Below are 22,789 nucleotides of genomic sequence, written 5' to 3'. Positions count from 1 at the left end.
GACCCGGTGTCTGAACCGGACCACGGACCCGGCCCCCGAGCCAACCCCGGACCCGGGATCCGGCCCCCCGAACGCGTGCCTACGGCGTCGCGGCGGTCGCGCCGGTCGCCGGCGGCGGCTCGAGCGCGGCGGTCTGGCCGGCCTTGACCGCGTCGGCGGCGGGGCCGAGCACCTTCATGAACGGGCCGGGCGTGACGTACTCGTGGAACCGGCCGAGCTCCTTGCCGTCGGCGGTCAGGAAGATCACCGTCGGCGTGCCGGCGCTGTAGCGCTCCTGGATCGCGCTCGTCGCGTCGCTCTCGGCGGTCATGTCGATCTGCAGCGGCACGAAGTTCGCGTTGATCGTCTCGAACACCGGCGACGCGGCGAAGGTGTGCTCGAACTCCTTGCACGGCGTGCACCACGACGCCCAGAAGTCGATCATCACGCCCTTGCCCTCGGCCTTGGCCTTGGCGAAGGCGGCGGCCTCGTCGCCGCGGACCCACGCCAGGTGGCGATCGACCGCGAGCATCCAGTTGATCGCGAGGCTGAACCCGATGACGGTCATCGCGACCGCGGCGCCCTTGCGCAGGCGCACGCCCCAGGCGTCGTGGAACGACAGGTGGATCGCGCCCAGCGCCAGGCCGCCCGCGGCCAGCGCCAGGGCGGCCGCGAGGAACCAGCCCGGCGTCGCGACGATCCGCTCGATCGACGGCGCGATCGGCTTGAGGAAGTGGATGCCCGCGATCACCAGCGCGATGCCGCCCAGCGACTTCATCCACTCCATCCAGCGCCCGCTCTTGGGCAGCGCCACCGCGAACGCGGCCAGCACCCAGAACAAGACGCCCATGCCGAGCGCGTACGTGAACAAGAGCGTCGAGCCGACGACGACGTCCTTGGTCTGGGCGACGTAGCCGAGGATGCCGAGCAGGAACGGCCCGGTGCACGGCGCGGCGGTGAAGCCGCCGACCAGGCCCATGCCGAACGCGCCGGCCGCGCCGTCGCCGCTCACCGACGACAGCTTCTGCTGCAGGGCCATCGGCAGCTGCAGCTCGAAGGCGCCGAACATCGACGCGGCCAGGATCAGGTACAGGAGCACGATCGGGATGACGACGACCGGATCGCCCAGGAGCGAGCCCGAGCGCTTGCCGATCATCGCGAACACGACGCCCAGCCCCGCGAACATCAGGCCCATGCCGACGACGTACAGCGTGGCCAGGAGCAGCGCGCGGCCGCGGGACACGGACGCGCCGCGGCCACCGAAGATGCCGACGACGATCGGGATCATCGGGTAGACGCACGGCGTCAGCGACGTCAACAGGCCGAAGCCGAACGCCCCGAGGTACGCCCAGGCCAGGCCCTTGGACTTGTACTCCTCGAACACGGTGCCGTCGTCGGCGTGGGCGATCTGCGGCAGCAGCAGCAGCACCGCCAGGATCAGCCACGGGGCCAGGCGCAGCGCGGGGTGGGGGCGACGGGGCGATAGGTACTTCACGGCGGTGGGACTATAACCGGCGTCGCAGCGGTGGCGATTCCGCAGGCGCACTTCGAACCGGGGCGCCCCGCGGTGTAGTGTCCCGGCTCATGGCCCCCGACCTCGTCTTGCCCGCCCTCGCCGAGCTCGCGCCCGACCACGTCCGCCAGCTCGAGGCGTACCAGCCCGGCAAGCCGATCGAGGAGCTCGAGCGCGAGCTGGGCATCAGCGGCGCGCTCAAGGTCGCGTCGAACGAGAACCCGCTGGGTCCGTCGCCCAAGGCGCTCGCGGCGGTCGCGGGGGCGATCGGCAGCGTGCACCTGTACCCCGACGCGTCGGGGCACGTGCTGCGGGCGGCTCTGGCGGCCCAGCTCGACGTCCGGCCCGACCAGCTCGCGCTCGGCGCCGGCTCGAACGATCTGCTCTACCAGCTGGTGCTCGCGCTGGTCGGCCCCGACGAGGAGATGCTGTCGCCGGCGCTCGGCTTCCTCAGCTACAAGCTGGCGGCGGCGGTGGCGGGGCGGCGGTTCGTCGCGACCGCCGCGACCCCGCTGGGCGCGGACATCGACGCGCTGATCGCGGGGATCACCCCGCGCACCAAGCTGTGCGTGATCGGCTCGCCCAACAACCCCACCGGCGCGGTCTGGACCGCGGCCGAGGTGACGCGGGTGCTCGAGGCGCTGCCGGCGACGTCGCTGCTGGTGATCGACGAGGCCTATTACGACTACGCCGCGGCCTGGCCCGAGGTCGAGCACGTCGACGGGCTGGCGATGCTGCGGCGCGACCCGCGCGTCGTGGTCCTGCGCACGTTCTCGAAGATCTACGGGCTGGCGGCGCTGCGGGTCGGCTACGCGATCGCGCACCCGACGGTGATCGAGATCCTGGGGCGCGTGGTGCGGACGTTCCACGTCGGCACGCTGGCCCAGGTCGCGGCCACCGCGGCGCTCGACGATCGCGACCACGTGCTGCGGTCGGCGGCGCTCGGGCGGCGCGGCATCGAGCGGCTCCGGGCCGAGGTCCACGGCCCCGGGGTGATCGTCTACCCGTCGCTGGCCAACTTTGCGCTGATCGAGACCGGGCGCCCGGCGGGGCCGCTCTACGACGCGCTCTTGCGCCAGGGCGTGATCGTGCGCCCGATGGCCGCCTGGGGCCTGCCGACCTGCCTGCGCGCGTCGATCGCCGCCGCCGACCAGATGGATCGCGTGATCAAGGCGCTGTGCGCGGTGCTGGCCTAGCGCTCGGCGCGGCGCTCGCGTGCGCCTGCGGATCGTCGCCGCGGTCGTCGCCGCCGTCGCCGTCGGTGCCGACCCGGGCCGCCACCGCCGGGGACGCGCTCTTGCCGCGGCTGCCGCCAGGCGCGGCCCTGGTGGTCGAGCTCGACCTGGCGCGGCTGCGGGCCAACCCGGCGGTCGGCGCGGTCGCGCGGGCGGTCATCGACGGGGGCGCGGCGCCGGTCGACGCGGTGCCTTCCGCCGCGGCGCTGGTCGACGCCGACGCGGTGGTGCTGGCGGCCTACGCGGTGGGCCGGCCCGACGCCCACACCCTGACCGTCGTGCAGGGCGGGCACCGGCCCCGCGACGGCGTCGCGCTGACCGATGACGTCTGGGTGCTGACCGACGAGGGCGAGGCCGCGGCGATCCTGGCGGTGGCGCCCGGCGCCAGCCTGGCCGACGACGCGGCGTTGATGGCGGCGCGGGCCGCGGTGATGCCGGCCGCGGCCGAGGGCGCGGCGATCCGGGTCGCGGCGCGGTTCGACGACGACGCCCGGCGTGGGCTGCGCGAGGCGCTCGAGACCGCGGCCGCGCCGACCGCGCTGGCGGCCTGGCTCGACGTCGCCGACGACCTCGCGGCGATCGTCTGGGTCGACGGCGTCGACGTCGGGGCGGTGACCGGCTGGCGCGACCGCCTGGCGGCGGTGCGCGAGGTGCGGGCGCTGGGCCTGACGCCGCCGCTGGCCGCGGCCGAGGTGGTCGCGACCCGCGGCGGCGCGACCGCGACGATCGTGATCGGGCCGGGGCGGCTCGCGCGCGCGGTCGCGCGCTGGCAAGCTCACGGCGAGCCATGACCGCCTTCGTCGTCACGCCCACCGGCCGCCCCCTCGCGGGGCAGGTCACCGCGCCCGGCGACAAGTCGGTCGGCCACCGCGCGCTCTTGTTCTCGGCGCTGGCGCGGACGCGGGTGCGGATCCGCGGCCTCGGCGGCGGCGCCGACAACGGCCGCACCGCCCGCGCGATCATCGCGCTCGGCGCGACCACCGAGCGGGTCGGCGACGCGCTGATCGTGCGCGGCCCGGGGCTGCGCCACCTGCACGCGCCGCCAGCGCCGATCGACTGCGGCAACTCGGGCACGACGATCCGGCTCCTGACCGGGCTGCTGGCCGGGCAGCCGTTCGCCAGCGAGCTGTTCGGCGACGAGTCGCTGTCGCGCCGGCCGATGGCCCGGGTGATCGCGCCGCTGCGCGCCATGGGCGCGCACATCACCGGCCGCGCCGGCGGCGTCGACGTGAGCCCGCCGCTGACGATCGCGGCCTGCGCCGAGCGCCTGCGCGGCTGCGACCACGCGCTGGCGATCGCGTCGGCGCAGGTCAAGACCGCGCTGGTGCTGGCGGGCCTGTGCGCCGACGGCACCACCCGCGTGCGCGAGCCGTGGCGCTCGCGCGATCACTCCGAGCACCTGCTGACCGCGATGGGCGCGCCGATCCGCGTGCGCGATCGCGAGGTCGAGGTCCACGCCGGCGGCTGGGACGGCGCGCTGGCGATCGATCAGATCACCGTGCCCGGCGATCCCAGCTCGGCGGCGTTCATCCTGGCGGCGGCGCTGGTGGCCGGCGTGGGCGGCGACGGCGTGAGCTGCGTCGGCGTCAACCAGAACCCGACCCGCACCGGCTTCCTCGACGCGCTGGCGGCGATGGGCTGGGTCGCGCCGACGCGGGATCCGGTGACCTACTACCCGGGCGAGGACGGCGTGACGATCGACGTGCGCGGCCCGGCGCCGGCGCTGCGCGCCACGCGGATCGCCGGCGAGCTGACCGTGCGCGCGATCGACGAGATCCCGATCCTGGCGGCGGTCGCGGCGCTGGCCGAGGGCGAGACGGTGATCGAGGACGCCGGCGAGCTCAAGGTCAAGGAGTCGGACCGGATCGCGACCACGGTCGCGATGCTGCGCGCGTTCGGCGTCGACGCCGAGGCGCAGGGCGAGGGGCTGGTCGTGGTCGGGCGCGGCCGCCGGACGCTGCGCGCGGCCCGGGTCGACTCGGCCGGCGATCACCGGATCGCGATGGCCGGCACGGTGCTGGCGCTGGTCGCCGACGGGCCGTCGCGGATCGACGACGCCGACAACGTCGCCACCTCGTACCCCGGCTTCGTCGCCGCGCTCACCAGCCTCGGCGCCGACCTCCGCGTCGAGCCGTGACCGCGCCGTTCGCGCTCGAGCTGGCCCACGGCCGCGCGGTGGCGGTGGCGGTCGACGACGCCGTCGATGGCAACCACCCCGACGAGCGCGTCGCCGCCGCCCGCTACCGCGATGGCCGCGCCCGCGAGTTCCTGGCCGGGCGCCGCGCGCTCCGAGCCGCGATCGCCGAGCTGGGCCTGGCGCCGGCGCTGGGCCCGATCGACGCCGACCCGCGCGGCGCGCCGCTGCTGCCGCCCGAGGTGGTCGGCTCGATCAGCCACAAGGCCACGCTGGCGATCGCGCTGGCGGCGCCGGCTCAGGGCTGGACGATCGGCATCGATCTCGAGCTGCGCGCGCCGCGCGCCACCGACATCAGCCGCCGGGTGCTGACGCCGCCCGAGCAGGCCGCGCTCGCGCACCTCGTCCCCGACGAGCAGCGGCGCGCGGTCGTGCGCACCTTCGCGATCAAGGAGGCGGTCTACAAGGCGATCGATCCGTACCTGGGCCGCTACGTCGGCTTTCACGAGGTGGCGCTGCGCGATCCGCGCGCCGACGCCGCGATCGTCGAGGTGCCCGACGCCTGGGGCCTCGAGGTCGAGGTCGCCTGCGCCGCCCACGACGCCCACTGGATCGCGACCGCCCGGGCGCGGCGACGCTGACCGCGCGGCGCGAACTCCGCGCTCCACGCGAGGTCCGGTTCCGGCGCCGACGCTGGACTCAGCGCTTGTCAGGTTCTTTTCGGTCGAGCACCGGTCGACGCGCCGGGCGTCTCGCGTCTTGGTTGGGGGCCCTGTCGGGGCTTGCCCCCGAGGTGCCGACCTGGTCTGGATGAGACCTCGGACTTCGGAGCACCCCTGCACCTGCCTGGGCCTGGCGACAGGCCTCCCTGGAAACTCAGTGCAGACCTTGTCAGCTTTCGGTCGAGCACCGGTCCATGCGCCGGACGTTTCGCGTCTCGGAGGGGAGGCTCGTCGGGGCTCCCCCGAGGGAGGCACAGGCCTCCTGAAACTCGGCGACCTTGTCGCTTTCGGTCGAGCCCGGTCCATCGGCGTTTCGGTCTCGGAGGGGAGGCTCGTCGGGGCTTGCCCCCGACGAGGGGAGGCCTGGCGACAGGCCTCCCTGGAAACTCAGTGCAGACCTTGTCAGCTTTCGGTCGAGCACCGGTCCATGCGCCGGGCGTTTCGCGTCTCGGAGGGGAGGCTCGTCGGGGCTTGCCCCCGACGAGGGGAGGCCTGGCGACAGGCCTCCCTGGAAACTCAGTGCAGACCTTGTCAGCTTTCGGTCGAGCACCGGTCCATGCGCCGGGCGTGCGCCGGGCGTCGGGGCTGGCGACCTGGCGACAGGCCTCCCTGGAAACTCAGTGCCGCTTGCCCTTGAGGATGCGCTCGAGCGCGAGGCCGGCGGCGCGGCCGCCGACGGTGACGTGTTCGTCGTACGAGTGGCGGTAGCGGCCGTCGGCGTAGATGACGCCGACGACGCGGTCGCGCACCGCCACGGGCACCGCCAGGATGTCGTCGGTGGGGGAGCCGAACATCGCCTTGACGAGGCCGCGGCTGGCGGCGTCGCCGATCGGCCCGCGGTAGGGCAGGCGCGTGCCGACCACGTCCTGGAACGTCGACGGCGTGGTCAGGTCGAGCCGGGCCATCTCGGCGCCGGGCAGCGGCGCCGGCACCTGCATGAACGCACTGAGCTCGCGGCCCTTGGCGGCCAGGAACGCGACCCGGTGGTGCGACGACGCGACGAAGTCGATCAGCATCGCGATCACGTGATCGCGCGTGGTCGCGGCGTCGAAGCTCCGGAGCAGATCGACCAGCGCCAGCGACGCCTCCTCGAGCTGCCGGGCCAGCGCGGCCGGGTCGGGCGGGGGCGCGATCGATCGGCGGCGGGCCGCGGCCGCCGACCGGGGCGGCTCGACCTCGGGCGCGGGCTCGCCCTCGGGCGTGGGCTCGCCCTGAGGCGTGGGCCTCGGGACGACCGGGCGCAGGGCCTCGAGCCTCGGGGCGACCGGGCGCAGGGCCTCGAGCCGGTGAGCCGGCGCCGGGGCGACCGGGCGCGCGGCCGCGATCGGCGCCGAGTCGGCGTCGGCGGTGGTCAGCGGGATCTGGCCTGAGGGCGCGTCCTCGATCAGCTCCGCGGCGCCCAGGTACGGCGGCGGGATGGTGGTGCCCGGCGGGCCGAAGGTCTGGACGGTGTCGTCGTCCCAGCCGGCGTCGACGTCGGGCGCGCGCGGCTCGACCTCGAGCCGGCGGGTGGCGGCCTCCTCGTCGGTCACCACCTGCGGCACCGCCTCGGCCAGCTCGTCGCCCATCGGCGGTGGCAGCGTCGGTGAGCGCGGCCCGAGCGGCGGCGGCTCGGTCGAGCGCGGGATCGGCCCGAGCAGGCCGATGCCCAGCACGGTGTGCTTGTCGCGCCGCGGGGCCAGGCCCTTCTTGCGCTCGAGCAACAGGATCGGCCCCGACGGCTCGTCGGTGGTGGCCTCGGGCGCGGCCGGGGCCTCGTCGGGCGGGGCCTCGCCGCGGCGGAAGTGCTCGAGCAGGATCGGCGCCGACTCGGTGTCGACGAGGGTGTCGTGGATGATCGCGACCTCCTCGCGATCCGCGAGCGGCGTCGCCTCGGACACCTCGCCGGCGCTGACGACCATGACCGGCGGCGGCGAGGACGCGCGTCGGCGATCGAGCGCGATGACCGCGGCCTCGAGCTCGGGCTCCTCGCCGAGGTTGATCTCGACCGTGATCGACGGGACGTCGACGCGGCCGTCGCGGCCGTGGCCGGTGACCTCGCCGGAGCGCGCCGCCAGCTCGGGCGGATCGGGCGCAGCCGGGCGGCTCCGCTGCGGGCGGCTGGCCTCGGCGCTGACCACCACCGTCGGGCTGCCGCCGAAGGCGTCGGCCGCGAGCGCGACCGCGGGGGCCGGGGCCGACATGCGCGGCGGCGGCGGGGCCAGCGGCTGCTCGGGCGCGAACGCGCCGTCGTCGGGCTCGTCCGACTCCATCTCGATCGTGACGGGCTCGGGCGCGGGGGCCGGGGCCGGGGCCGATCGATCGAGCGACTCGGGCCCGGGCCGGTCCGGCACCGGCGGCGGCGTGGTGGCCGGGACCAGCACCCGGTGGCGCGCGGCGTCGACCTTGGCGGTGTCGCCCTTGGTCCGGGTCGGCTGCGGCGCGGCCGGCGCGGGCGCCGCGCGGCTGGCCAGCGCCGTCGCCACCGGCTGCATCAGGCGCTCCGCTAGCTCGGTGACGTAGTCGTAGTAGTGGGCCAGGCACCACGCGATCTGCATCTGGGTCGCGACCGCGCGGACCACGTACTTGCCGGTGAAGAACCCGATCTCGTCGACGGCGTGGCGGTCGCTCGGGTCCGACATCGCGACGGTCAGGTTGCCGTCCTTGTCGATGCTGACCGGCATGACCCGGAACTCGACCGCCATGTCGGCCGGCAAGAGCGCGACCACGGCCGTCGACAGCTTGGCCAGGGTCGACGGGCTGACCTGCGGGACCATGAGCCGGCTGCGGTAGAACTCGGTGAGGCCCTCGTCGCTGACCGCGCCCGTGGCGACGAGGTGCTCGCCCAGCGTGCCGCCGCTGTGGCGCTGGGCCGTGCGCGCGCTCGCGAGCGCCTGGTCTGCGATGAGACCCGCGCGGACTAGCAATGCTCCGGCGTCGTCGGCCACGATGGATCCGTCGGCCGAGATGCGCGATCGTCTCGGCGACGACCCCGACCCAGCGACGGACCGATCATGTCGGCACCCGCGCACCGGTGTCAACGAACCCCCATGCGGATTTATCTCGACCACAACGCTGGCGCCCCGCTCCATGGCGTGGCCCGGGCGGCGATGACGGCGGCGCTCGACGAGTTTGGCAACCCGTCCTCGATCCACACCCGGGGCCGCCGGGCCCGCGCGCTCCTCGAGCGCGCGCGGCGCCAGGTCGCAGGGCTCCTCGGTGACGACACCGATCCGATCGATCGAGTCGTGTTCACGAGCGGCGGGACCGAGGCCCTGTTCGCGGCCCTGATCGGCCTGGCCGCGGGCGCGGCGCCGGCCCGCGGCGTCGCGCTGGTGGCGAGCGAACATCCGGCCGTCCACGGCGCCGCGGCCGCGCTGGCTGAGCGCGGCTGGCGGGTCCACGTGATCGCGGTCGACGCCGAGGGCCTCATCGACCCGGCGTCGTGGGCCGACGCGCTGGCCCACCGGCCGGCGATCGTCGCGCTGGCCGCGGCCAACCACGAGCTCGGGACGATCGCCGACATCCCCGCGCTGGCGCCGGCGGCGCGGGCCGTCGGCGCCCGGGTGGTGGTCGACGCGATCGCCGCAGCCGGGCGCGTCGAGCTCGGCCCGATCGCCGCGGTCGCCGACGCCGTGGCGCTGTCGAGCCACAAGCTCGGCGGCCCGGCCGGCGTGGGCGCGCTGTGGACCGCGCCCGGCGTCACCCTGGCGCCGCCGCACCCGGGCGGTCACCAGGAGCGCGGCCGTCGACCCGGCACCGAGAACCTGCTGGGCGCGATCGGCTTCGGCGCGGCCGCGGCGGCGGTCGACCTGGTGGAGGCCGCGGCGGTGCCCGCGCGCGCGGCGCGGCTCGAGGCGGCGATCCGGGCGATCCCGGGCGCGCACGTCCACGGCGCCGGCGCGGTCCGGACCGGCCACACGGTCAACGCGCGGTTCGACGGCGTCCGCGGCGAGACGCTGGTGATGGCGCTCGACCTGGCCGGGGTCGACGCCTCGGCCGGCGCCGCCTGCAGCTCGGGCTCGGTGGCGCCGTCGCCGGTACTGCTGGCGCTCGGGCTCGATCCCGAGGCCGCGCGCGGCGGCCTGCGGCTGTCGCTGGGGCCGAGCACGACCGACGCCGAGGTCGACGCGGTCGCGGCGCTGTTGCCGACGCTGGTCGCGCGCGCCCGCGCGGCGGGCTGACGCCGGGGCCGGTTCTGGCGCCGGCGGTTCGGGGTGCGGCTCCGGTTCCGGCTCCGGTTCCGACTCCGGTTCCGGCTCCGGGTCCGGTTCCGGGTCCGGTTCCGGCTCCGGTTCCGGGTCCGGGTCCGGCTCCGGTTCCGACTCCGCTCCGGGTCCGGGTCCGGGTTCGGCTCCGGCTCCGGTTTCGGTTCCGGCTTCGGTTCCTGGTCCGGTTTCGGGATCAGGCCGCGGGCACGGTCAGCGCGCGGTTGCGGCCGTGGAGCTCGACCGCCGCGGCGTCGCCGACGACCGCCGCGCGCGCGTACAGCCACGACGTGATCGCGTGGGAGATGACGTGCTCGCCGCGCTTGTTCCACAGCCACACCGTGAAGTCGCCGAGCGCGTTGTCGGCGTGGGGGTACGCGACCCGCTCGAGCTCGACGCCGCCGGGCGCGACCGCGGTCAGGTACGCGTCGCGCAGCGCCAGGAACTCGCGCCACTCGTCGATGGCCGCGAGCGCCTCGGTCGCGCCGACCCGCCCGCGCAGGCGCCCGAAGGTCAGCTCGAGCCCGGCGAGCAGGCGGCCGCGGGCCACGGTGCGCACCGCCGCGGCCAGCCCGCCGTCGGCGACCGGCAGCGGCGCGCCGGTGGCGAGCACGAGCTCGACGAGGTGGCCGGTGAGCTGATCGCGGGCGGCGGCCGCGGTCGCGCGCGCCGACGTCGGGTCGAGCCCGAGCGCGATCGCGCGCGCGGCCTGATCGTCGAGCCAGGTCGGGGCGTCGAGCACCGCGCTCCACGCGGTCACCGCGGCCGAGCACGCGGCGGGGCTGCGCTGCCCGAGCGCGCGGCCGTAGGCGGCGAGGGCGGCGCCGTGGGCGTCGACGGGCGCGCCGTTGTCGCTGGCGTCGACGGTGGCGGTGGTCGCGCGGGCGCTCGGCGAGGTCACCGCGGGCGGGCGTCGCACCAGGGCCCAGGTGGCGCGCCGCGCGGGCGCCACCAGCCAGCGCAGCCACAGCCCGACGACCGACGGCCCCGCGGCGCTGCCGACCGCGCGCAGGGCCACGCCCTCGAGCAGGATCCGCAGCGGGGTCGCCGGCCACGCCGCGCTGGTCGCGTCGACGGCCAGCTCGAGCCAGGCGCCGCGCTCGGCGGCGTCGACCGCGAGCCACTCGCCGGCGGCGTCGCGCGGCGCCGCGCTCGGATCGCCCAGCTCGGCGACGCTGCGGAGCAGCCGGCGGGCGTCGTCGCGAGCGCCGCGGCCGTGGGCGATCAGCCCGTGCGCGACCACGCCACGCGCGTCGAGCCGAGCGGGCAGGCGCGCGGCCAGCCACGCGACCGCGGGCGCCGGCGCGCCGGCCCGGACGATCGCGCGCGCGGTCACGATCGCGCGCCCGGCGTCGCCGTCGCCGCGCGGGTCGGTGGCGCTGAGGTACCAGGCCACCCGGGGCCACCCGCGCGGGATGGCGATCCCCTCGATCAGCCAGTGCGGCACGACCAGCCACGCCATCAGCGCCGCCAGCACCAGCGCGACGATCGGCGCGCCGATCCACACCAGCCCGACCACGACCGAACCGATCGCCCAGGTGAACAGGACCTCGACCGCCGCGATCGCCAGCGACCACGCCACGAAGTGGCCGCGGTCGAGCCGACGCGCGCGCCACAACGACGCGCGCAGGCGGGTGAGCGCGATGTAGATCATGCGCATCATCGCGGCCCCCAGCCGGTCCGGCGGAGCGCGTCGGGCCAGCCGTCGACGGGCGGCGTCGGCGACGCCGGGGCGACCGGCGCACCGGTCACCAGCTCGGCCAGCAGGCGCTGGCGCGGATCGCGCAGGCGCGCGGCCGCGGCGCGCACCGCGTCGGGGGTGCGCGGCCGCGGCCCGGCCGGGCTCGCGTACGTGCCGACGTCGCCGACGCCCAGCGCGAGCATGCCGAGCAGCTTCGCGGCCTCGCGCTCGACCTCGCGGGTGGTCGCCGTGATCGGCACCCCGAGGATCGCGAACGGATCGTCGTCGATCATCGCACCCCCGAGTCGTGGCCCTTCTGGCGGGCCGCGGCGTCGACGGGCAGGAGCGCCCAGATCTGCTTGACCGCGCGCCGGACCGCGTCGGTGTCGCCGGCGGTCACGGCCGCGCGCCCGGCCTCGACCAGGGCCCGGGCCTTGGGCAGGTCGCTGGCCTCGTGGATCGACGAGGCCGCGTCCTCGAGGTGGTAGGTCCAGGCGTCGGGGTTGCGGTTCCACGCCGCGCTCGACAGCCGGCGGACCAGCAGCAGCTGCCGGCCCAGCTCGGCCACGTCGCGATCGCGCCGGGCCCGGGCGAGCGCCGTGAGCACCTCGTCGAGCAGGCGGCGCTCGGCGTCAGTGCCGAAGCTGGCGACCGCGCCGTTGGCGATGATCGCGGCCTGCTGGGCCTCGCCGTCGAGCTCGGGCCAGCTCCGCGCCAGGTCGGCCTCGGCCAGCACCGCGTCGATCTCGAGCAGCGTCCGCCGGGCCTTCTGGCCGGCGTCGGCGTCACCGCCGTGGGCCGCGTCGATGTCGCGCTCGGCCGCGGCCAGGAGCGCCTCGACCGCGCCCAGCTTCTCGATCACCGCGGCCAGGCCGTGGCGGAACGCGTCGGTGCGCACCGCCATCAGGTGGCGGCGCTGATCCGCCAGGGCTGCGTCGAGCGCCGCGGGCGCGGCGTCGGGCACGAGCAGGTGTGCGACGTGCTCGAACACCTGGTCGATCGCCGGCACGTGGGCGCGCGCGCTCAGGCAGCCGGCGCGGTCGAGCTCGATCGTGACCTCGACGGTCGAGCCGATCGGGACGGTCGCGCGCACGTCGCCGCCGCGGACCTCGAGCGCGCCCACCAGGCGGCACAGGTGGGCCTGGTCGAACTCGCCCTGGACGATCGGGATGCGCAGCACCGCGTCGGGGTTGCCGGCGGCGATCGTCTCGACGGTGGTGTGGGTGAAGCTGCGGCGGGTCGGCAGCGGCGCGCCGCGCTCGAAGTACACCTGCACGTGATCGCTGGCGAGCGCGACGCCGATCGTGCGCGACAGCGGCGGATCCGAGATCGTCAGGCCGGCGACGATCGTGATCGTGCCGGGCTCGACCGCGACCGTGGCGCCGTCGGCGGCGGTGGCGATCAGCCGGAAGGTCGAGGCCGCGCGCGGCACCAGCGCCGCCATCGTGACGAACCCGCCGTCGGGCGCGATCGCCGCGTCGGGGCTGGCCCAGCCGCCGTCGGTCCGCTCGAGGCGGATCCGCGCGGGCGGCGCGCCGCCGACGAAGCGGCCGACCACGTGCGGCGTGAGGTCCGCGGTGACCGGCGGGTACTGCAGCCAGACCTTGACGCCGCTGGCGACCGGCGGCGGCGCGGCCCGACCGTCGAGGCCCGCGGTCGCCGCGTACAGGGCCGCGCCCTGGGCCACCAGCGTCATCGGATCGAGCCCCTCGACCGCCGCCGCCTCGAGCCGGGCCTGGACCAGCGCGCGCAGCCCCGGCATCAGCGTCGGGCCGCCGACCAGCACGATCCGCGCGAGCCGGCCGGGCCCGAGGCCGTGGCCGCCGAGCAGCCGCAGGCACACCTCGAGCGAGCGCTCGACCAGCGGCGCGGTCAGGGTCTCGACGGTGGCGCGGGTCAGCGTTAGATCGACCTCGACCTCGCGCCCGTCGACCTCGAGCGGCCGCGCCAGCGTGACCTGGGCCGAGGCGCTGCGCGACAGCTCGATCTTGGCCTCCTCGGCGGCGAGCCGCAGCAGGCGCAGGGCCGGGCCGTGGGCCGGGTTGCGGCGCTCGAGCGCGACGCCGGTGGCCTGGGCCAGCGCGGCGGCGAGGTGCTCGGTGATCGCCCAGTCGAAGTCGCGCCCGCCGAGGAAGTTGTCGCCGTCGTGGCCGACCACGCGCAGCAGGCCGTCGCGGGTCTCGAGCAGCGACGCGTCGAAGGTGCCGCCGCCGAGGTCGTAGACCAGCCAGCTCGCGGTGCCGTCGTCGTCGGCGCGCCAGCCCGCGGCCAGCGCCGACGCGATCGGCTCCTGCAGGAGCTCGACCCGCTGGAACCCGGCGAGGCGCGCGGCCTCGCTGGTCGCCGCGCTCTGGGGCAGCTCGAACAGCGCCGGCACCGAGATCACCGCGCGCTCGACCGTCACGCCCAGCTGATCGGCCACGTCGGCGCGGAGCGCGCGCAGGATCTCGGCCGACAGCTCCTCGGGGCGCTTGCGCACGCCCGCGGCCGGGAACTCGATCGCGCGGTCGGTGCCCATGACCCGCTTCCACTCGGTCGCGGTGTTGTCGGGATCGTCCTCGAGGAACCGCCGCGCCCGCTGCCCGATCGTGACCCGGCCGGAGCGATCGATGCGCACGACCGAGGGCGTGACGGCGCCGCCCGAGGCGTTGCGCACCACCTGGGTGTGCTCGCCGTCGAACACCGCGACCGCCGAGTTGGTCGTGCCGAGATCGAACCCCGCGTAGAGCGGTGACTGCGCCATCGCCGAAAAGGATAGCACCCGGGCGCCGCGGCCCGCGGCGCCGCGCGAGGGCTCAGCGCCCGGGCCGAGCCGTCAGGTGCCCGCGGCCCCCGCGCGCAAGTCGGGACCCGCGTCACCGACCTTACAACCGCGCGCGCGACGCACCCATGTGCAGAGATCAGCACCGGCGCCCGCATGCCACGGCCCCGGTCCGGGGACCCTCACGCTCGCGCGCGACGCACCGGGTGCAGAGATCAGCACCGGCGCCGCACGCCACGGCCCCGGTCCGGGGTCCCTCACGCTCGCGCGCGACGCACCAGGTGCAGAGATCAGCACCGGCGCCCGCATGCCACGGCCCCGGTCCGGGGACCCTCAACCCAGCGCGCGACGCACCAGGTGCAGAGATCAGCACCGGCGCCCGCATGCCACGGCCCCGGTCCGGGGACCCTCAACCCAGCGCGCGACGCACCAGGTGCAGAGATCAGCACCGGCGCCCGCATGCCACGGCCCCGGTCCGGGGACCCTCAACCCAGCGCGCGACGCACCAGGTGCAGAGATCCGAATCAGCGCTGCCGGTAGACGATGAACCCGCGGGTCGGGTCGTAGGGCGACACCGCGACGGTGACGCGATCCCCGAGGACGACGCGGATGCGGTGGCGCCGGACCTTGCCGGCCAGCTTGGCGAGCACCTCGTGGCCGCCCGCGTCGAGCTTGACCCGGAAGTTGCCGCCCTTGGCGATGAGGACGACTTCGCCCTCGAGATGAACTAGCTCTTCTTTGCTCACGCGTGGCCTCGTTGTGCCCACCTCGGCGGCGAGCGGGGCAGGGGATAGCACCGATCGCGTCTGAACAAAAGGCCACCGGAGGGGTCCCGCGATATACCTCGGGCGTGGATCGTCAGCCGCCCCGGACCACGTCGAACGAGATCGACCTCTATATCCGCACGTACTACAGCCTGCTCCGGTCGAGCGGCGACGTGCGGGTCCGCGCCTTCGAGGAGGCCCACCTGTACTCGAGCTCGAGCCTGCACGCCGGCGCCCTGGCGCCCGAGCCCGACGCGGCCGCCTTCGCGTACAGCGCCGCGCGCCTGCCGGACTGCATGCCCGACGTCGAGCGGCTGGTGCTGGGCCAGAGCCTCGAGCAGTTCACGCGGGCAGGCCTGCCGGTCGCCACCTGGCAGACCGTCGGCACCCGCGGGCGCCGTCGGCCGCTGCGCTACGACGGCGCGGGCACGCTCGCGGTGTTCGTGGCCTCGGCCTCGGACATCGACGACCTGGTGCCGATCGTCACCGCCTACCAGATCGAGTGGAACAAGCTGCACGGCCGCCTGGCGATCGCCGGCGCCGGCGCGGCGGCCCTGGGCGATCCCGCCCTGGCGGCGGTCCTGGGCGTCACCGCCGACGACGTGCGCACGCTGCGGGCCGGCCTGGGCCGCGACGCGGACGCGCGCCTGGCCACGATCGCCGCGCGGCCCCTCGACCTGACCTTGCGCCTGCTCGACGGCTCGTTCCGCGAGTACCAGCGCTCGGCCGCGCACTGGTGGCGGGCGATCGAGCGCGCGCGCCCGATGGTCACCCAGCGGCCGGTCTACTTCGTGTCGTCCAACAGCCACTCGCTCGCGAACCTGCTCGGCGGCTACGCGTTCGCGCACACCGAGGAGCTGGCGGCGTTCACCCGGGCCGAGGACCCCGAGGGTCTGGCGAGCATCCTCGACGCGACGCTCGGCGGCGCCGACGAGGGCGCCCGCGCCAACCTGCTGTACTACCTGCTGCGCGCGTTCCTGCGCGACCCCGCCCGCGGCGCCGCCCGGCTCGCCGCGGTCCAGGCCCACGACGCCGCGTGCGGCATCCACACGATCCCGAGCCCGGCGCGCATCGACGTCACCGCCCAGGTGATCGAGCTGGCGCGGCTGCGCCCGGCCGACATGGATCCGCGCGCGCACGTGCCCGGCCTCGAGCGCCTGGCCACGTCCGACGCGCTGATCGTCAACATCGACTACCCGCTGGGCATGGCCGCCTACCACCACCTCGCGGCGATGGCCGAGGGCACCAGCGAGGTGCGCGGCGTCTACATCATGGGCAAGGCCGCGACCCTCAACGGCCGCGTCGGCGACGTGATGATCTCGAAGGTCGTCCACGACGAGCACTCGGGCAACACCTACCTGACGCGCAACGCGATCACCGCCGCCGACGTGCAGCCGTACATGCGCCACGGCACCGTCCTCGACAACCAGAAGGCGCTGACGGTGCGCTCGGCGTTCCTGCAGAACCGCAGCTACATGGACGTGTTCTACCGCGAGGGCTACACGGTCATGGAGATGGAGGCCGGCCCGTACCTGTCGGCGATCTACGAGACCGCCGCGCCCCAGCGCCACCCCAAGGGCGAGATCGTCAACCTGACCGATCTGGTCAACGGCGAGCTCGGGCTCATCCACTACGCGTCGGACACGCCGTACTCGCGCCGGCAGAGCCTGCTGTCGAAGAGCATGTCGTTCTTCGGCATGGAGTCGACCTACGGCTGCGCGCTGGCGATCGCGCGCCGGATCCTCACCCGCGAGCTGCGGGAGCTGGGGCCGCGGTGACCGCGCGGGCGTGCCCGGCGTGCGCGGGCAAGATGAGCGAGGCCACGCCGGTGTGCCCGCACTGCGGCCACCGGGTCGAGGCGCCGCCGCCGGGCCTGGGCGGGCTGTCGCGCGACGAGGCCCGGGCGCTCCTGGTCATGCACGGCCACCACGGCCCGCCCGAGCGCCGGACCGTGTCCTCGTACCTGCTGCCGCACCCGCGCACGACCGGCGCCGGGCGCACCGCCGAGCTGGCGCTGCTGGTCGTGACCGCGCCGCTGTGGGCGCTGGGCCTGGTCGGGTTCGCGTGGAGCCGGCGGCGCTACCGCGCCGGCAGCCAGATCCCGATGAGCGAGGGCCGGGCCGCCGGCACGCTGGCGCTGGCCGGGGCGCCGAGCCTGTGGCTCACGACGATGTGGTGGCTCGGCAGCCGCGGCGCGCTGGCGCTGACCGTCGGGCTCGGGATCGGCTGGCTGGCCCGGGCGGTGATCCGCGGCCGCGCCGACGACCGGGTCAGCCTGGAGCTGTCGCGGCTCGACGCGCCCGCGGCCCCGCCGCCGGCCGCCCGGGTCGTGCCGGCGCCGCCGCCGGCACCCACCCCGGCCTCGGTGTCCCAGCCCCGGCTCGAGCCGGCCGCCAGCGCCGCCCCGGTCGAGGTCGCCGCCGCGCCCCTGGAGGGCGGGCCGCGGCTGTTGCGCTGACGCCGCCCAGACGTCACCCGAACGTGTGATCTTGGTACACCCCGTCGTCACCGCCGGGGTGTAGTGTCCGCGCCAAATGCGCCGTCGATTCGGATTCATTCCTGTCATTCCTGCTCGCGGTCACGACCCTCATCGCCTTGGTCGCCTGTGGCGACGACGGGGGCTCGACGTCACCCGACGCCCCGGTCGCGGACGCCGGGGTCGACGGCGGCGACGCCATGACCGACGCGATGCCCGACGGCATGCAGAGCTCGACCGTCCAGTGCCCGACGCCGCTGGCGGCGCCGACCGAGGGCGACTGCGACGTCGTCGACGGCGCCGGCACCGCGGTGGTCGTGCGGGGCAACGTCCTCGGGCTCGGCACGACCTACCTCGACGGCGCGGTGGTCTACGACGGCAACCTGATCACCTACGTCGGCTGCGACCCGGCGACCGCGCCCGGGTTCGCGACCGCCACGGTCATCACCTGCAAGGGCGCGGCGATCTCGCCCGGCCTGGTCAACGCCCACGATCACATCACCTACGACAACCGGGCGCCGCTGGCGTCGACGGTGGCGCACGATCCCCGGCGCTACGGGCACCGCAACGAGTGGCGTGACGCCTGGCCGACCCCGCCCAACCAGTACGGCAACACCGCCTCGAACACCGACGGCGTCCGCTGGAATGAGCTGCGCCAGGTCTTCTCCGGGACGACGTCGATCGTCGGCTCCGGCCACGCCGACGGCATGGCCCGCAACCTCGACGACGTGGCCGCGCCCGAGTTCGCGCTCGGGTTCTCGCCGCTCAACTACGAGGTGTTCATGCTCGGCGACAGCTCCGGGGCCAACGCCCACGCGATCCCCGCCAGCTGCGGCTGGAACTACCAGTCGACCGAGATCGAGGTGAGCGCCCAGCACGCGCTGGTGTCCCACACCTCCGAGGGCATCGACGACCGCAGCCGCGCCGAGTTCCAGTGCCAGCGCACGAGCTTCGGCGGCGGGCGCGACTTCGTCGAGAAGAACACCGCCCACGTCCACGTCGTCGCCGCCAACGCCGCCGACTACTACGACATGGCGCGCGATCGCAGCGCGCTCCTGTGGTCGCCGCGGTCGAACATCTCGCTGTTCGGCAACACCTCCCAGGCCCAGGTCCTGGCCCGGCTCGGCGGCACGGTCGCGGTCGGCACCGACTGGACCTACACCGGCTCGGCCACCCAGCTGCGCGAGCTGGCCTGCGTCGACGAGTTCAACAGCACCTACCTCGACGGCGCGTTCACCGACGAGGACATGTGGCGGATGGCGACCATCAACGGCGCGATCGCCAGCCGCGCCGACGACCTGATCGGCTCCCTCGAGGTCGGCAAGCTGGCCGACCTCGCGGTGTTCCACGCCGACCCCGGCGAGACCTACCGGGCGATCATCGCCGGCGGCGACGCCGACGTGGCGCTGGTGGGCCGCGACGGCGACGTGCTCTACGGCGAGGACGACGTGGTCGCGGCGCTCGACGCCGGCTGCGAGACCCTGACCGTCTGCACCAAGGCCCGGCGGGTGTGCGCGCAGCGCGAGTTCAACCAGACCTACGCCGTGCTGGCGCCCCGGGTCCCGCTGGCGTACCCCGCCATCATCTGCGCGCCGCCGGCCGACGAGCCGACCTGCCTGCCGACCCGCGCCGGCGAGTACGACGGCGTCGTCGCCGGTGATCAGGACGGCGACGGCGTGGTCGACGGCAGCGATAACTGCCCGCGGGTGTTCAACCCGATCCGGCCGATGGATCACGGCGCCCAGGCCGACGTCGACGCCGACGGCGTCGGCGACGCGTGCGACCCGACCCCGGTCGGCACCGACCTCGACGGCGACGGCACCACCAACGCCACCGACGTGTGCCCGTTCCTCAGCGACGACCAGACCGACGGCGACGGCGACAGCAAGGGCGACGCCTGCGACTTCTGCCCGGCCGTCGCCAACCCCGACTCGGTCTGTCCGGCCGTGACGGTGCCGACCACGATCTACGACATCAAGGACGGCACCACGCCGATCGGCACCACCGCGCGCATCGTCGGCGCGCTGGTCACCGGCAAGGGCTCGAACGGCTTCTTCGTCCAGGTCAAGGAGGGCGACGCCGGCTACCTCGGCCCCGATCACTCGGGCCTGTTCGTGTTCACCGCGGCCGGCTCGCCGTTCCTGGCGATGGTCAACGTCGGCAACCGGGTCGACGTCGACGGGCGGGTCGCGCTGTTCAGCGGCCAGCTCGAGCTCGACATGGTCCTGGCCGTGACCGCGACCTCGACCGTCGAGGCCGCCCCGACGCCGATCGACGTGACCGCGGCCGAGATCGCGACCGGGGGCCCGCGCGCGGCCACGCTCGAGAGCGTGATCGTCCGGATCGGCGCGGTGGTCACCGTGACCGCGGTCGACGCGGCCTTCGGCGAGTTCACGGTCATGGCCGCCGCGGGCGGCTCGGTCGTCGTCGACGACTTCCTGTTCGCGGTCACGCCGCCGCCGACCGTGGGCCTCCAGTACGGCTCGGTCACCGGCGTGCTGGCGTTCCGCAACATGGCCTCGAAGATCGAGATCCGCTCGGCCGCGGACCTGGGCCCGGCGGTGCTCGACCTCTCGGCGTTCGGGCCGGCCCAGAGCTTCGTCGCGGTCGGCGGCACCAGCGTGCCGACCTTCCCGACCATGCTGACGGTCACGCTCAACCAGCCGGCGCCGGCCGCGACCGGCGTGACGATCACCTCGTCCAACAACGCCGCCGCCCGCGTGCCCGGCGACGCGGTGACCGTGCCGATGGGGGCGACCTCCTTCACCGTGCCGGTCACCTCGACCGCGGCCGGCACCGCGACCCTGACGGCGTCGCTGACGGTGATGCCGGGCGTATCGCTGACCGCGACCGTCCGCGCGCTCACCGACGCCGACGTCCGGGTGCTCGCCTCGCTGACCCCGCCGACCGCGCTCGTCGCGCCGAGCGGGATGGTCACGTTCACGGTCGGGCTGGACGTCCCGGCGCCGACCGGCGGCACGGTCGTCACGCTCGCGACCACCGCCGGCGCGGTCCCGGCCACCGTGACGGTGCTCGCCAACCAGCAGACCGCGACGTTCGCGTTCACCGCCCCGGCCGCCGACGCCACGGTCACCGTCAGCGCCACGCTGGGCGCGACCACGCTGACGTCGATGGTCTCGGTCGTGGCCGCGACCGGCGGGCTGGTGATCAACGAGGTCGACTACGACCAGACCGTCAACCCCGACTCCACCGAGTACGTCGAGCTCTACAACGCCGGCACGTCCACGGTGAACCTGGCCGACTACGGGCTGATCTTCGTCAACGGCAACGGCACCCCGGCCCCGTACCGGACCCTGGCGCTGGCCCCGGCCGGTACGCTGGCCCCCGGCGGCTACCTGCTCATCGGCGCGGCCGCGGTCACCGGCGGCGGCACCAAGTTCACGCCGCCGGTCGGCGCCGGCAACGATCAGTGGCCAGCCACCGACGCGATCCAGAACGGTGGCACCGCGGTCGCGCCGCCCGGCGACGGCATCGTGCTGGTCAACACCGCCACGATGACGGTGGTCGACAAGCTCGCCTATGAGGGCCCGGTGACCGTGACGCTGACCGGCTACGGCTCGGTCAACCTGGTCGAGATGACCCTGACCACGGCCGCCGACCCGGGCGCCGGCGCGATGGCCCGCCTGCCCAACGGCGTCGACACCGACAACGCCGCGGTCGACTGGGGCAACACCGCCAACCCGACCCCGGGCGCGGCCAACGCGCCCTGACGGGCCGCATCGGGGCGCGCGGCCGCGGTCGGCGCAGGCGGCGGGGCGCGCCGCGACGGGGGGTGATCGTCTGTGGGCTCAGGCAGCGGGGCGACGGCTTCGGCGCCTGGGTGAACGCGCTGGGCGAGCGGATGGACGCCGGTGGTCGAGGCGACCGCCGCGAGGTCGTCGGGGCGGCACGACCCGGCGCCGCGCGCCAACCGACGGGAAGTCGCGATACTGGCCCCCGGGTGGGGCCGCGGCGATACTGCGGCGCGATGGAGCAGGTCGACTACCTGGTGATCGGGGCCGGCATGTCCGGCCTCGGCTTCGCCAACTGGATCCGGGCCGAGGCGGCCGCGCGCGGGCGACCGGCGCCGAGCGTGCGCGTGCTCGAGGCCGCTGACGAGCCCGGCGGCTACTGCCGGACCGTGGTCGAGGACGGCTTCGTCTGGGACTACTCGGGCCACTTCTTCCACTTCAAGCACGCCGACGTCGAGGCGTGGCTGCGCGCGCGCATGGACGGCGAGGTCCGGACGGTGACCAAGCTGTCGTCGATCCGGGTCGCCGGCGTCGACGTCGACTTCCCGTTCCAGAAGAACATCCACCAGCTGCCGAAGGAGCGGTTCATCGACTGCCTGGTCGACCTGTACTTCCGGGACGAGGCGGTGGTCGACGCCACCGCGGGCTCGTTCAAGGAGATGCTGTACCGGCGGTTCGGCCGCGGCATCGCCGAGGCGTTCCTGATCCCGTACAACACCAAGCTCTACGCGACCGACCTCGATCGGCTCGATCGCGACGCGATGGGGCGGTTCTTCCCCCACGCCGACGTCGCCGACATCGTCCGCAACATGCGCGCGGCCGACAACGCCAGCTACAACGCGACGTTCACGTACCCGGCCCGGGGCGCGATGGAGTACGTGCGCGCGCTCCTGCGCGATCTGCCGACCGACGCGGTGGCGCTGGCGACCCCGGCGACCGCGATCGATCTGCGGCGGCGCGTGGTCACGACCCCGCGCGGCGAGGTGCAGTACGGCCGGCTGGTGTCGTCGGCGCCGCTGCCGGCGCTGCTGGGGCTGTGCGGGCTGCCGGTCGAGCCCGGCACGTTCACCGGCAACCGCGTGCTGGTGTGGAACCTCGGCTTCGATCGCAAGGGCCCCGCCGGCGTGCACTGGATGTACTTCCCGGATCCGGCGCGGTCGTTCTACCGGGTCGGCTGGTACGACAACATCATGGGCGGCGACCGGATGAGCCTGTACGTCGAGGTCGGGCTGCCCGACGACGGCGCCGCGGTCGATCCGCTGGCGGTGCGCGCGCGCGTCCTCGACGATCTGCGGGCCGAGGGCGTCGTCACCGATCACCAGCTGGTCGCCAGCCACACCGTCACGATGACCCCGGCCTACGCCCACATCACCCAGCGCTCGATCGCCGCGGTCGCCACGGCCCGGCGCACGCTCGAGGCCGCCGGGGTCTACAGCGTCGGGCGCTACGGCGGCTGGACCTACTGCTCGATCGAGGACAACCTGCTCGAGACCCGGGCCCTGGCCCAGGCGCTGGGGCCGCTGCTGTGACCGGGGTGATCGCGCGGGTCGGCGCGGGGGCGGCCTCGGGCTATGGTCGCCGCCAG

At 75.2% G+C, this 22,789-nt stretch carries 15 protein-coding genes; 9 read left to right on the top strand and 6 right to left on the bottom strand.

From position 1 onward, the window contains the following. Positions 1-79: 79 nt before the first annotated feature. The gene (locus IPL61_11430) at positions 80-1,474 is read right to left on the bottom strand and encodes a thioredoxin family protein (GenBank protein MBK9031918.1); all 1,395 of its coding nucleotides are present in this window, start codon (positions 1,472-1,474) and stop codon (positions 80-82) included. An 89-nt stretch (positions 1,475-1,563) separates the two neighbouring features. Here IPL61_11430 and hisC point away from each other — a divergent pair, with 89 nt between their 5' ends. From hisC to IPL61_11410, 4 genes are read left to right on the top strand one after another with little or no spacing between them, the layout of a single operon-like run. Beyond that, complete coding sequence (hisC, locus tag IPL61_11425) at positions 1,564-2,688, top strand: histidinol-phosphate transaminase (protein ID MBK9031917.1); 1,125 nt, start codon at positions 1,564-1,566, stop codon at positions 2,686-2,688. After that, a complete protein-coding gene (locus IPL61_11420; protein ID MBK9031916.1) occupies positions 2,670-3,518 on the top strand; it encodes a hypothetical protein in 849 nt (282 codons plus the stop codon). The genes hisC and IPL61_11420 overlap by 19 nt, the downstream gene beginning before the upstream one ends. Next, a complete protein-coding gene (gene aroA, locus IPL61_11415; GenBank protein ID MBK9031915.1) occupies positions 3,515-4,864 on the top strand; it encodes a 3-phosphoshikimate 1-carboxyvinyltransferase in 1,350 nt (449 codons plus the stop codon). Before IPL61_11420 ends, aroA begins: the two co-directional genes overlap by 4 nt. Continuing rightward, a complete protein-coding gene (locus IPL61_11410; protein MBK9031914.1) occupies positions 4,861-5,502 on the top strand; it encodes a 4'-phosphopantetheinyl transferase superfamily protein in 642 nt (213 codons plus the stop codon). Before aroA ends, IPL61_11410 begins: the two co-directional genes overlap by 4 nt. A 698-nt stretch (positions 5,503-6,200) precedes the next feature. Here the strand turns inward: IPL61_11410 and IPL61_11405 are convergent. Further along, a complete protein-coding gene (locus IPL61_11405) occupies positions 6,201-8,510 on the bottom strand; it encodes a hypothetical protein (protein ID MBK9031913.1) in 2,310 nt (769 codons plus the stop codon). 102 nt (positions 8,511-8,612) lie between these two features. Here IPL61_11405 and IPL61_11400 point away from each other — a divergent pair, with 102 nt between their 5' ends. After that, the gene (locus IPL61_11400; protein MBK9031912.1) at positions 8,613-9,746 is read left to right on the top strand and encodes a cysteine desulfurase; all 1,134 of its coding nucleotides are present in this window, start codon (positions 8,613-8,615) and stop codon (positions 9,744-9,746) included. A 220-nt stretch (positions 9,747-9,966) separates the two neighbouring features. Here IPL61_11400 and IPL61_11395 read toward each other — a convergent pair whose 3' ends face one another. The 4 genes from IPL61_11395 to infA all read right to left on the bottom strand — a co-directional run bounded on the left by IPL61_11395 (position 9,967) and on the right by infA (position 14,958). Then, on the bottom strand, positions 9,967-11,424 hold the full coding sequence (locus IPL61_11395) for a hypothetical protein (protein ID MBK9031911.1): 1,458 nt from the start codon (positions 11,422-11,424) through the stop codon (positions 9,967-9,969). A gap of 5 nt (positions 11,425-11,429) precedes the next feature. After that, a complete protein-coding gene (locus IPL61_11390; GenBank protein MBK9031910.1) occupies positions 11,430-11,744 on the bottom strand; it encodes a hypothetical protein in 315 nt (104 codons plus the stop codon). Further along, positions 11,741-14,194, bottom strand: a complete 2,454-nt coding sequence (locus IPL61_11385) for an Hsp70 family protein (protein ID MBK9031909.1) — start codon at positions 14,192-14,194, stop codon at positions 11,741-11,743. The genes IPL61_11390 and IPL61_11385 overlap by 4 nt, the downstream gene beginning before the upstream one ends. 542 nt (positions 14,195-14,736) lie before the next feature. After that, entirely contained in the window at positions 14,737-14,958 is a 222-nt protein-coding gene (gene infA / locus IPL61_11380) for a translation initiation factor IF-1 (protein MBK9031908.1), read from the bottom strand. A 104-nt stretch (positions 14,959-15,062) separates the two neighbouring features. Here infA and IPL61_11375 point away from each other — a divergent pair, with 104 nt between their 5' ends. The 4 genes from IPL61_11375 to IPL61_11360 all read left to right on the top strand — a co-directional run bounded on the left by IPL61_11375 (position 15,063) and on the right by IPL61_11360 (position 22,733). After that, complete coding sequence (locus IPL61_11375; GenBank protein MBK9031907.1) at positions 15,063-16,754, top strand: hypothetical protein; 1,692 nt, start codon at positions 15,063-15,065, stop codon at positions 16,752-16,754. Next, positions 16,751-17,434: a hypothetical protein gene (locus tag IPL61_11370; protein MBK9031906.1), complete on the top strand. Its 684-nt coding sequence runs from the start codon at positions 16,751-16,753 to the stop codon at positions 17,432-17,434. Before IPL61_11375 ends, IPL61_11370 begins: the two co-directional genes overlap by 4 nt. Before the next feature lie 137 nt (positions 17,435-17,571). Continuing rightward, positions 17,572-21,183: a lamin tail domain-containing protein gene (locus IPL61_11365; protein ID MBK9031905.1), complete on the top strand. Its 3,612-nt coding sequence runs from the start codon at positions 17,572-17,574 to the stop codon at positions 21,181-21,183. Positions 21,184-21,440: 257 nt separating this feature from the next. After that, positions 21,441-22,733: an NAD(P)-binding protein gene (locus IPL61_11360; GenBank protein ID MBK9031904.1), complete on the top strand. Its 1,293-nt coding sequence runs from the start codon at positions 21,441-21,443 to the stop codon at positions 22,731-22,733. The last annotated feature ends 56 nt before the right edge of the window (positions 22,734-22,789 follow it).

The sequence above is a fragment of the Myxococcales bacterium genome (assembly GCA_016717005.1).
GTDB lineage: Bacteria > Myxococcota_A > Polyangia > Haliangiales > Haliangiaceae > UBA2376.
The sequence above is the reverse complement of the archived record's forward strand: the minus strand, read 5'-3'. Positions and strand labels throughout refer to the sequence as shown.

What these genes read in the sequence shown, in the direction of transcription:
- IPL61_11385 (MBK9031909.1), bottom strand. Translation starts at nt 14,194, where the DNA reads ATGGCGCAGTCACCGCTCTACGCGGGGTTCGATCTCGGCACGACCAAC.
- hisC (MBK9031917.1), top strand. Translation starts at nt 1,564, where the DNA reads ATGGCCCCCGACCTCGTCTTGCCCGCCCTCGCCGAGCTCGCGCCCGAC.
- IPL61_11395 (MBK9031911.1), bottom strand. Translation starts at nt 11,424, where the DNA reads ATGATCTACATCGCGCTCACCCGCCTGCGCGCGTCGTTGTGGCGCGCG.
- IPL61_11360 (MBK9031904.1), top strand. Translation starts at nt 21,441, where the DNA reads ATGGAGCAGGTCGACTACCTGGTGATCGGGGCCGGCATGTCCGGCCTC.
- aroA (MBK9031915.1), top strand. Translation starts at nt 3,515, where the DNA reads ATGACCGCCTTCGTCGTCACGCCCACCGGCCGCCCCCTCGCGGGGCAG.
- IPL61_11390 (MBK9031910.1), bottom strand. Translation starts at nt 11,744, where the DNA reads ATGATCGACGACGATCCGTTCGCGATCCTCGGGGTGCCGATCACGGCG.
- IPL61_11400 (MBK9031912.1), top strand. Translation starts at nt 8,613, where the DNA reads ATGCGGATTTATCTCGACCACAACGCTGGCGCCCCGCTCCATGGCGTG.